The organism is Pseudomonas putida (assembly GCF_022627325.1).
In the GTDB taxonomy this organism is placed as follows: Bacteria; Pseudomonadota; Gammaproteobacteria; order Pseudomonadales; family Pseudomonadaceae; genus Aquipseudomonas; species Aquipseudomonas putida_X.
Window position 1 is genome coordinate 290,299 of record NZ_JAETZZ010000006.1, and the last position, 8,475, is coordinate 298,773.

The following is an 8,475-nucleotide window of genomic DNA, read 5'->3' on the forward strand; positions in this document are numbered from 1 at the left end:
CTATGTTAACGGATAGGCCCGGCGGACCATAGAGTTGAAGTCCAAGAGTCTAGCTGTTTCATCGCACAATACCGTCTTGCCGATGAGGGCAACCCACGCCATGCCGCTCAAGCACCGCTGGTTGAACGCTTCTCTGGCCGTGGGCAGCCTCGTGCTGCTGGCCGCTTGCGAGCAGAAAAACTTCGAAAGCCTGCCTGCGATCCCGGTGGAGCAGCTCGAGGTGCTGGGTGTGCAGACACCGATCAAGAGCGTGCATTTCCGTGACCGGGACGGTGAAGGCCTGCTGGTGCTCAGCCGCAGCGATGGCCAGGCGGTCGATGCCGAGTCCGAGCAGGAAGTCGACAAGGTGGTGCTCAAGGCCACGCTGTACGGGCGAAACACCGAGGGCGATGGGTTCAAGCCGCGCTGGCAGATCGAGCAGGAAACCACCTGCCCTGGCCTGGACCTGGATGTCGACTTCTACAACGATGTCAGCGATGTGGGCGACCTGAACAAAGACGGCATCGCCGAGGTGACGGTGGCCAGCCATGCGTTCTGCGGCGGTGGTATCGATCCGCACGACATTGCCATCGAGATGCGCGAGGGCCAGACCAGTTACACCATCACCGGGCAGTCGTTGATCACCCCGGCAGGCGAAGAGCCGATCGGTGGCGTTCGCCAAGACAGTGCCTCGCTGAAGAACGCGGCGCCCGTGCTGCGCGAGCATATGGACGCGGTCTGGCAGCAGGTCTTCAAGCGCCCCTGGAGCGAGGCCAGCCCGCCAAGCGATCAAGACCCTTATGACGAAGTGCCGTAGCCGCTGTCTATACTGGCATGACGTGGCCGACGCCGGCCGCATTACCTTGCTCGCCAACACTCAAGGCGGCTGACAACCGGCCGATACAGTGGGCACAGGAGAATTCTCATGCTGCCGCCGATCATTCCGCTCAGTGCCGCCCCAGTGACCTCGCAACAGGACCCGGTCAAGCCGACCCCGGACATCAAGCCGGTAGTCCCCACGCAGCCTGCATCCGGTGAGAGCGCCATCGACCTCAAACAGCAACGCGACCCGCAGGAGCAAGTCCTGTTGCTGCGCGAGGAGCAGCGCCGGCAACAGCGGCGTCATCAACAGAGGGGCGACGAGCGCTACAGCGCCTTGCCGGGTGACGAAGTCAACGGCGACAACACGGTACCGGTCGCTCCGCTGATGGGCGAGCAGACGCGCCAGGGGCTGCTGGTCGATATCGAAATCTAGGGGCCCTGTGCCGCGGGGCTGGTCATGACCCACGCCTGGCTGCATCATGCAAGTCTCTGTTGATCCTCGAGCCCACCCATGAGCCAAGACAACCTCATCGACTTCGATGCCGAACGTGCCAAGCGCGTGCACGACCTCAAGGAAAAGCGCCTGAACGAAGTGCGTCAGGCGTTCGAGCAAGCCATGCCGCTGGGCAAGGCGAAGAAAAAGAAGCCCAAGAGCAAGCCCAAGAAGCGCTGAAACTTGACGCAGGTCAACCCTGCACCCGCCTCGCGTGCCCGGCCCCGGGCACCATTGACTTCGATCAATTCCCCCGCGCCCCTTATTCGTTACCTTGCATCCATCGGACAACGGCAAACGAATCGGGAGGCCGACATGTTCTTCGACAATGTGGTTATCGCTGGTGTGGTAACGGTCGGGTTGATGTTCGCGTTCTTTGCCGGTCTGGGCATTTTCATCTGGAAGGACTCGAACAAGCGCAAGCCGCGCTGACCTTCCAGCTTCACGGGCACGCAAGGCATTTAGGGCGACTTCGGTCGCCCATTTTTTTTGTCTTGATGGTCGAGATGACAGCACTTTAAAGATGATTAGCTAGCTAATTATTCGTTTCAGCATTATCCTTCCCTCCGTTGTCTATCGTTTACCAGATCAGCCCCCGCAAGGTCCGTTTCGTGCCAATCACCCTCCAGGCCCTGTTCGCACCCAGCAGCCTCGCCCTCAAATTCGCCATCAAAACCCTGCTTGGCGGCGGCCTTGCCCTGTGGCTGGCCATGCGCTGGGGGCTGGAGCAGCCTTCCTGGGCGCTGATGACCGCGTTCATCGTCGCTCAACCCCTGTCGGGCATGGTGGTACAGAAGGGCCTTGCACGCTTGGCCGGGACATTGGTTGGCACCTTCATGTCGGTGCTGTTCATGGGGCTGTTCGCCCAGACGCCATGGCTTTTTCTCATTACGCTGGCGTTGTGGCTGGCCCTGTGTACCGCGGCCTCGACCCAACTGCGCAGCGCCTGGGCGTATGCCTTCGTACTGGCCGGCTACACCGCAGCGATCATCGCCTTGCCCGCGATCGACAAGCCGCTGCAAGTGTTCGATCAGGCGGTAGCGCGTTGTACCGAGATTTGCCTGGGAATCTTCTGCGCAACGGCCACCAGCGCCTTGCTCTGGCCGATGCGGGTGGAGCAGCAGCTTGCCGGGCAGGCGCGCCAGGCCTGGCACAGCGGGTTCCAGGCCGCCAGCGCCATGCTTGGCGGTGAAGACCAGGCGCGCGAAGGCCTGCTGGAGATCCTCGGGCGCCTCGTTGCCATCGATACCCAGCGCGAACATGCCTGGTTCGAGGGCCCGCGCGGGCGCCAGCGGGCGAGAGCCATTCGTGGCCTGAGCCAGAAACTGATGGTACTGCTGCGGATTTCACGTTCGGTGCGTCGCCAGTGGCAGCAGCTGGATGAACAGCAAGCCCTGCGTCTTGGCCCGTGGCTGGACGAGGTGCGCGCCCTGCTGGTCAAGCCCGATCAGCCGAGCCTGTTGTTGTTGCGTCAGCGCATCTGGGACGCCGCGCATGATGAGCAGATCAGCTCTGCCGAGCATTTTTGCCTGGCCCGCATGACCCTGCTACTGGACTACGCCATGGCTGCCTCACAGGCACTCGAGGATGTCGAAGCGGGCAGGGCGCCGAAGGATGTGGCGCAGGGGCTGGCCGCCCACCGCGACTGGTCGCTGGCGTTGCTGTTCGGTTCCCGCAGTGCGCTGGCATTTTTGGTGATGAGTGGTTTCTGGCTCGCCACTGCCTGGCCTTCCGCGCCCGGTGGCCTGGTGCTGACGTGTGTGGTCTGCAGCCTGTTCGCCAGCCGTGAAAATGGTGCGCAGATCGGCCTCAGCTTCTTGCGGGGCATCCTGCTGGCGATCCCGACGGCATTGTTGGTGGGGCAGATCATCTTGCCGCAATGGAGCAGTTTCGCCCTGCTGTGCCTGGGCATGGGCGTGCCTCTGTTCTTTGGTGCTCTGGGTATGGCTCACCCGCGCACCGGCGCCACGGCGACTTCTTATTGCTTGCACTTCATCGTATTGGTGTCGCCGCTCAATGCCATGCAGTTCGGTGTGGCGACCATGCTCAACAGTGCCCTGGCCATGCTGGTGGGCGTAGGTGCGGCGGTCATGGCGTTTCGCCTGCTGGTGTTCCGTCACCCGGCCTGGCTTGGGCGGCGTCTGCGCGCGTCGACCCAAAGCGACCTGGTGCGCCTGACCCGGCGTGACCTGCGCGGTGCCGACAGCTGGTTTGGCGGGCGCATGGCCGACCGCCTGATGCAATTGGCCCGGCACGCCGGCGAGCTGCAAGAAGCCGACCGCAAGCGTTGGGACGATGGCCTGCATGGTCTGGACATCGGCGACGAACTGGTGCACTTGCGCATGTGCCTGGCGGTCGCCCAGGCGCCGCTTGGGGATGCCGAACGGGAATATCTGCAGCAACTGGAAACAGTCTTGGCCAGTGGTCCGGCGGCCGGCCGAGGGCAGTGGCTGGATGCCGCCAGCGAGCGATTCATCGCGGCGCTACGACGCTTGCCGGCGAGTGACCCGTTACGCCTGGCCGAAGGGGCAGTGTTGCAGTTGCAGAAAAGCTGGGGCAAATGGTGCCGCTGGCAGGAGGAAGCCCATGGGGTTGCGTGAGTGGGCATTGGGCGGCGTGCTGCTCAGCCCTTTTCTGATCTACGTGCTGATGGCGCTGGTGCTTACCGGGTTGTTGCGCTTTGTCGTGCAAGCCACGCCATTGGCGCGTTGGATCTGGCATGAAGCGCTGTTCGACGCTGCGTTGTTCGTTTGCGTGCTCTATCTGGTAGTCCGCCTGCTGGGGCCTTTGTAAGGAGTGATTCGATGCGTGCTGTCGTCCGTATCCTGGTGACCCTCTGTGTGGTCGCCATTGCCGTTCTGGCCGGCTATAAACTCTGGCAGTACTACATGCTCACCCCATGGACACGTGATGCACGGGTGCGGGCCGACGTGGTGGTCATCGCACCCGATGTGTCCGGCTGGGTGCGTGAACTCAAGGTGCAGGACAACCAGCGGGTCAAGGCTGGCGAGCTGTTGATGAGCATAGACCGTGAGCGCTTCCAGGCCGCGTTCGACCAGGCCAGCGCCGTGGCCGAGACACGCACCCAGCAGTTGCATCTGCGTGAGCGCGAAGCAGCACGGCGCACGGCACTGGGGCCCGGGGCGATCAGTGCCGAGCTGCGCGAAAACGCGCAAATCAATGCCGCCATTGCCCGCGGTGAGTTGCATGAGGCGCAAGCTCAGTTACAGGTGGCGAAAATCAACCTTGCCCGCAGCGAAGTGCGAGCACCGCGCAGTGGGCACATCACCAACTTGCGCCTGGCTCAGGGCAACTATGTAAATGCCGGCCAGTCGGTAATGGCCCTGGTGGATGACTCGACCTTTTATATCCAGGCGTATTTCGAGGAAACCAAATTGCCGCGCATCCGTGTGGGCGATTCGGTGAAGGTCTGGCTGATGGGGGCAGGAGAAGCCATGCAGGGGCATGTGGAAAGCATCAGCCGGGGTATCACCGACAAGAACAGCAACCCTGACAGCCAGTTGTTGCCAGAGGTTGAGCCAACCTTCAACTGGGTAAGGCTGGCCCAGCGAATACCGGTGCGCATCCGGCTCGACGACATTCCCGAAGGCATGAACCTCAGCGCGGGGATGACGGCCAGTGTGCAGGTGCACGAGGATGCGCCTGAGTGATCCTCGGCGATGCGTTACAGGCTGGCCGCCGACGGCCCCGGCATCTGCCTCGGTGCAGTGGCCGGCAAGTGAAAGCTGAACAGCGTGCCGGTTTGCTCATCTGAGATAACCTGCATGCGTCCACCATGGGCCAGGGCTATCTGGTTGGCTATATAAAGGCCAAGCCCAAGCCCCTGTTTTGGCCCCGCAGACAGCGGCCTGGTAAAGGGCTTGAACAGTTGGTCCAGGGTTTGTGAGGCGATGGGGTGCCCATTGTTGTGCACGCTAAGCGCGAACTCCCCGTCGGCGATCGCCGCCCTGACCGTCACCGGCCCGTCAGGCGCACCATGGATCAGCGCGTTGGCGATAAGGTTGGAGAGCAGCTGGGCCACCCGTTCGCGATCACAGTACAGGCCGCCGATATCTCCGATCTGAAGCACGATCTGCCGCTGTGGGTGGATGTGCTGCAGTTCTGCAGCGACATGCATGAGGCCTTCGGCAAGGTCCGGGCAGGGCTCGAGGTTCAATGGGATGCCGCTGCCAAGCCGGCCTCGGGCAAAATCCAGCACGTCGCGTACCAGCTGTGCGGCGCGCTGCCCGCACGTGTGGATGTGGCGGGCGATCCCACGGTGCTTGTCTTCATCCAGGCGCTGAATCAACAGTTCGGCGCCTGCGGTGATGGCGAACAGAGGATTGCGCAGGTCGTGGCCGAGCACTGCGATGAACTGTTCGCGCACTTCGGCCATCGCCCGTTCCTCACGCAGGGCGCGCTCGGTGTGCTGGACGCTCTCTTCATTCTCGATCTGGATGGCGAGCAGGCGGGCGAACGACTCCATCATGGGCTGGATGGCCTGGCCTTTTAGCGAGGCCGGATTCGGGTCCAGGGCGCAGATGGTGCCGAAGAAGTTGCCATCTGTACGGAACACCGGTACGGATATGTAGCTTTCGAAGCGATAGAGCTGCGGCGTATGGTGGTGGCAGTAGCGCTCATCTTCGCTGGCTTTATCGATCACGATGGTCTGGTGAGAGCTGCGAATTTCGTGGCACAGCGTGGTTGCCAATTCGAGCTCGCCGCCCACCTCGAGGCCAAAGCCCAGATTGTCGAGTACGGCGCAGGCGGTCCAGTTGCTTTCGGTAACCCGTGCCACGGCGGCGAAACGCATGCCGGTGGATTCGCAGATGACCTGAAGGATGGCGGGCACGGCGCTGATGCGGCCGATGGTGGCGATATCGGCGCTGATGGCGTTGGTCATGAACGGTCCCAAAATTGGCGACGGAATAGATTAGCCCATCAGTCTAGCGGGGCGGTTGGGCCAATGGCGAAAAACCTTGGCGAAACGGCCGGCGATTGAGCTAGGCTGGCCTTGCGCGTCGCCCACCAGAGGCGACCGTTGCCCGCCTGGCGTGCGTCACTTCCGGTTATTTGCGAGGTTTCGACATGGCCATCACATCCCAGGACATCTGCAGTGCGGCCGACCAGCTCAAGGGCTTCGTCGGCTTTCATGGCAAACGCGGCGTCCATATCGTACGGTTCAGCGAAGACGCGTTCGGTATGGACGTGGCAGACGAGAGCATCATCCCGTGCAGCGAGTTCGTCTGGCGGCCAGCGCAGGGCGCGCACATGGCGCTGTGCCGCCAGCGCCTGTCGCTGCTGCTGGAGCAGCATGTGGACGATCGGCTGAACATTGCCGAACCGCTGCGCCAGTACCTGCGGCGCACGGACCTGCCGGAAATTCTGGCGCAGCGCTCCTTGCGCTGCTGACAGTGCCGCGGCGCTCTTTATGCTCGTGAAACGGTCGATATCGATCAGGGCAATCGCTGGTGGCATTTGCAGGTTCTGGCAAGCCTGGACGCGAAGCTGGAGCCAATGCTTCCAGGCACAGTGATCCAGCAGCCCGGTCAGACTAGCAATCCGGCTCAGGTCCCGAAGGCGGCGCTTGTGTCCGGCAAGCTTGATCGCCAGGCGGTAGCGCACCTAGCCCGGACCAGTGGATAGAGTGTCAGCCTTGGCAGGTTGAGGTGGCCCCTGGTTAGCTGCGTGTTTTGCCAGGGGCCTGGCCGCCTAGGATTCCCAGGTTGAACTGCGTTGGCGAGCCCGAACCGGCAGCGACTGCACGCTTCGGATCATTGCTTGTCGTCCTGCTTGCCGAACGAAGACCTTTTTTCATCCTTTAATAGCTGCGAAGGTGGCTTGCCGCTGTCGCTTCGCACCTGGGCGTGGCTGATCAGGGCAAAAATGAAGCTGCCGCCAATGATATTCCCGGCCAGGGTCGGCAAGGCAAACTCCAGCCAGAAGCTGCGCCAGCTTTCGTCTCCCGCCCAGACCAGATAGGACACCTCGACCGAACCTACGACGATGTGAGTGAAGTCGCCCAGTGCCATCAGGTAGGTGATCATCAGGATGATCCAGATCTTGGCGTTCTCCATGGATGGGATCATCCACACCATGGTCGCTATCATCCAGCCCGATATGATGCCCTTGGCGAACATCTGGCTGATATCGTTCTCCATCACCTTGCGGCCGATTTCAAGGAAGGCGACATCCGTCTTGCTGTCGAAAATGGGCAGCTCGAGGATGACCCAGGCAACCAGCAAGGTGCCTGCCAGGTTTCCTACCAGTACTACGCCCCATAGGCGCAACAGGCGCCCGAGGTTGGCGAAGGTTGGTGTCGTCATCACCGGCAGGACCGCTGTGAGGGTGTTTTCCGTAAACAGTTGTTGACGCGCCAGGATCACCGCAAGAAAGCCCGCGCTGTAGCCGATGCTGGCGATGACGTGCGCACTCTCGCCTTCGGGCAGGCGGGCGTAAAAAAGCCCCATGGCCATGAATGAAAGCCCCATGGTCAGGCCAGCTGCCAAGGCCGACCACCACAGCGCCGCCAGGGTCCGCTCCAGTTCCTGGTCGCCCTGGTAGCGAATGATTTCGTGCAGAACCGCCGCCCTCGGGGGTTGGTTATGGCTGACTTCCTTCTCTTCATCAGCCGACAGGCCAGGGGTCTTCTCGCTCTGCGCATCGCTCATGCCATTGCCCTCCACGGAGTGTTTATCTACAGAGCGATGGTTCATGCATTTAGTTGCCCAGCGGCTGCAAAATGCGAGGCGAAGTTTTTTTAGATCAAGGTGTTGACTCAAATTTCAAACCGCGTATTATTCGCCTCCTCGCAGCGTTGAACGCGGTGAGGCAGGCGGTAAGTTGCTGAAGTTCAAGGCTTTTGAAGGAAAGTGGATTCAAAAAAACTTCAAAACAAACGCTTGACAGCAAATGAGGAAAGCGTAGAATGCGCGCCTCGGTTGAGACGAAACGCTCTTAACCAAACGCTCTTTAACAAATTGAATCAAGCAATTCGTGTGGGTGCTTGTGAGTACGGACTGATAGTCAAAAAGATTATCAGCATCACAAGTGGCCATGCGAGAAATCACATAGTCATTTGAGATTGCTGAGCCAAGTTTAGGGTTTCTTAAAAACCCAAGCAGTATTGAACTGAAGAGTTTGATCATGGCTCAGATTGAACGCTGGCGGCAGGCCTAACA

At 61.2% G+C, this 8,475-nt stretch carries 10 protein-coding genes; 8 read left to right on the forward strand and 2 right to left on the reverse strand.

All coding sequences use genetic code 11. The features are described from left to right. Positions 1-100 precede the first annotated feature (100 nt). The 7 genes from JNA92_RS12330 (at position 101) to JNA92_RS12355 (ending at position 4,965) form a co-directional block, all read left to right on the forward strand. Positions 101-796 carry a M949_RS01915 family surface polysaccharide biosynthesis protein gene (locus tag JNA92_RS12330; RefSeq protein WP_241804933.1) on the forward strand — a complete coding sequence of 232 codons (696 nt, stop codon included), beginning with the start codon at positions 101-103 and terminating at the stop codon, positions 794-796. A gap of 108 nt (positions 797-904) precedes the next feature. Continuing rightward, positions 905-1,234 (forward strand): aspartate-semialdehyde dehydrogenase, encoded by a 330-nt coding sequence (locus JNA92_RS12335; protein ID WP_241804915.1) that lies wholly within the window; start codon positions 905-907, stop codon positions 1,232-1,234. A gap of 78 nt (positions 1,235-1,312) precedes the next feature. Continuing rightward, complete coding sequence (locus tag JNA92_RS12340) at positions 1,313-1,474, forward strand: hypothetical protein (RefSeq protein WP_012313081.1); 162 nt, start codon at positions 1,313-1,315, stop codon at positions 1,472-1,474. Between the two features lie 135 nt (positions 1,475-1,609). Next, a complete protein-coding gene (gene ccoM / locus JNA92_RS25830) occupies positions 1,610-1,726 on the forward strand; it encodes a cytochrome c oxidase subunit CcoM (protein WP_008097462.1) in 117 nt (38 codons plus the stop codon). A gap of 179 nt (positions 1,727-1,905) precedes the next feature. Then, positions 1,906-3,894 (forward strand): FUSC family protein, encoded by a 1,989-nt coding sequence (locus JNA92_RS12345; protein WP_241804916.1) that lies wholly within the window; start codon positions 1,906-1,908, stop codon positions 3,892-3,894. Beyond that, the gene (locus JNA92_RS12350) at positions 3,881-4,087 is read left to right on the forward strand and encodes a DUF1656 domain-containing protein (RefSeq protein WP_241804917.1); all 207 of its coding nucleotides are present in this window, start codon (positions 3,881-3,883) and stop codon (positions 4,085-4,087) included. Before JNA92_RS12345 ends, JNA92_RS12350 begins: the two co-directional genes overlap by 14 nt. An 11-nt stretch (positions 4,088-4,098) precedes the next feature. Beyond that, positions 4,099-4,965 (forward strand): efflux RND transporter periplasmic adaptor subunit, encoded by an 867-nt coding sequence (locus JNA92_RS12355; protein ID WP_241804918.1) that lies wholly within the window; start codon positions 4,099-4,101, stop codon positions 4,963-4,965. A 14-nt stretch (positions 4,966-4,979) separates the two neighbouring features. Here the strand turns inward: JNA92_RS12355 and JNA92_RS12360 are convergent, their stop codons facing one another. After that, a complete protein-coding gene (locus JNA92_RS12360; protein ID WP_241804919.1) occupies positions 4,980-6,197 on the reverse strand; it encodes a GAF domain-containing sensor histidine kinase in 1,218 nt (405 codons plus the stop codon). A gap of 185 nt (positions 6,198-6,382) precedes the next feature. Here JNA92_RS12360 and JNA92_RS12365 point away from each other — a divergent pair, with 185 nt between their 5' ends. After that, a complete protein-coding gene (locus JNA92_RS12365; protein WP_241804920.1) occupies positions 6,383-6,706 on the forward strand; it encodes a DUF2025 family protein in 324 nt (107 codons plus the stop codon). A 362-nt stretch (positions 6,707-7,068) separates the two neighbouring features. Here JNA92_RS12365 and JNA92_RS12375 read toward each other — a convergent pair whose 3' ends face one another. Continuing rightward, positions 7,069-7,965 (reverse strand): formate/nitrite transporter family protein, encoded by an 897-nt coding sequence (locus tag JNA92_RS12375; protein WP_241804921.1) that lies wholly within the window; start codon positions 7,963-7,965, stop codon positions 7,069-7,071. Positions 7,966-8,475: the final 510 nt, after the last annotated feature.